This window comes from Xenorhabdus sp. IM139775, from assembly GCF_028598745.1.
GTDB lineage: Bacteria > Pseudomonadota > Gammaproteobacteria > Enterobacterales > Enterobacteriaceae > Xenorhabdus.
This window is the reverse complement of sequence record NZ_JAQRFK010000187.1, coordinates 1-1322: the sequence shown is the minus strand read 5'-3', so window position 1 is coordinate 1322 and position 1322 is coordinate 1. Positions and strand designations below refer to the sequence as shown.

1 protein-coding gene and 1 pseudogene are annotated in these 1322 nt (G+C 51.9%); both read right to left on the bottom strand.

Annotated features, from left to right (window positions below; genetic code table 11):
* A pseudogene (locus PSI17_RS16860) lies at positions 1-196 on the bottom strand (putative pyridoxal-dependent aspartate 1-decarboxylase); the annotation flags it as partial.
* 69 nt (positions 197-265) lie between these two features.
* The coding region (locus PSI17_RS16855; RefSeq protein WP_273553058.1) for a thioesterase domain-containing protein at positions 266-1322 on the bottom strand (1057 nt) is incomplete at its 5' end.

The following is a 1322-nucleotide window of genomic DNA, read 5'->3' as shown; positions in this document are numbered from 1 at the left end:
GTTTGCTTAACTCACGGCGACAATAAGTGACAGGGTCACCCGCAATGTGCGTTTCCAGTTCAGGCAGTCCTTCCTCACCGGCACAGGAAGTAAACTGATCGAGCAGCGCTTGCCACGCTTGCTCATCCAGACAGGAAGTATGAAGCTCCATTTTATCCGCCTCGTCGTGATTCAAACTGTCAGGAAAATACAACATAGTTTGCCTCTTTAGAGTCACCTATAATAAATGCACCTTGAAGTGCGACGAGTATATCGTTCAGCAACCTTACCTTGGATTCCGCATACAATCTAATGCCTGCCATAGCTTGGCTATCCACTGCCCGACTTGCGGGGCGGACAACATCGTCATATGATTGCCGGGCACCAGCATCGTACTGAGTTCAGCCACGAGAAGACCCCACTGGGTTTCGCGAGTTCTCCTTTCATCCCAATCGCCTTTCTCTGCATTGATCAGATGAACCCGACCCTGATAGCGGGTACGGGGAATATAGCCAGTGTTCAGATTGGCCTGCATCACACGAACAATGCCCTGCAACAGTGATATCGGCGTTTTGGCCGGGAAAAGCCCCGCTTTCACCAAGGCATGGTGCAGACGCTGAATCTGTTCATCCGGTGCCAGATCATCAAGATCGGGTCTGGTCAGCGGAAGCGGTTTCTCTAATATCAGGTTATAAATATCGATCAGCTCCATGAGTGTCTCAGTGCGATTGACGGATTTGCAGGCACTCGCTTGCTGATCAGGTTCATCCGTATCAACCAGAATGAGAGAGGCGACCGATTCCCCCTCAGCCTGCAATTGCAACGCCATCTCAAAGGCAATCCAGCCCCCGAAAGAGTGGCCCAATAGATGATAAGGGCCATGAGGCTGGATTTGCCGGATATTTTGGATATAGGCGCGGGCAGCCCCTTCAACACTGGTGTAAGGGAAATTGTGCTCAGGCGTGGATCCACGAGCCTGCAAAGCATATATCGGGCGTTGTTGGGGGAATGAGAGCGCCAGTTCAAGCAGACTCGACGGGCTGGCTCCCGCCCCCGGCAGGCAAAATAGCGGCGATAGCGATTGCGAACCCTGTTGAATGATAACGCACGGGTCGAAAGCAGGCACTGCCCGTAAGTTTTCGGTGATGGAATCTGCTATCTGGTTCAGCAAAGGCGGGTGCATGATGGATTGATGCGTGCCACCAATAGGGAAAAGCACTGAATCATGACCAACGATATCATGCCAACCGCGCCAACTATCGCCGTTGGCTAACGCATCCGCTGTATAGAGATGGATAGCTAAGGATGATTTTTGTGCAACATACGCCTGATCAAGCGGTGTT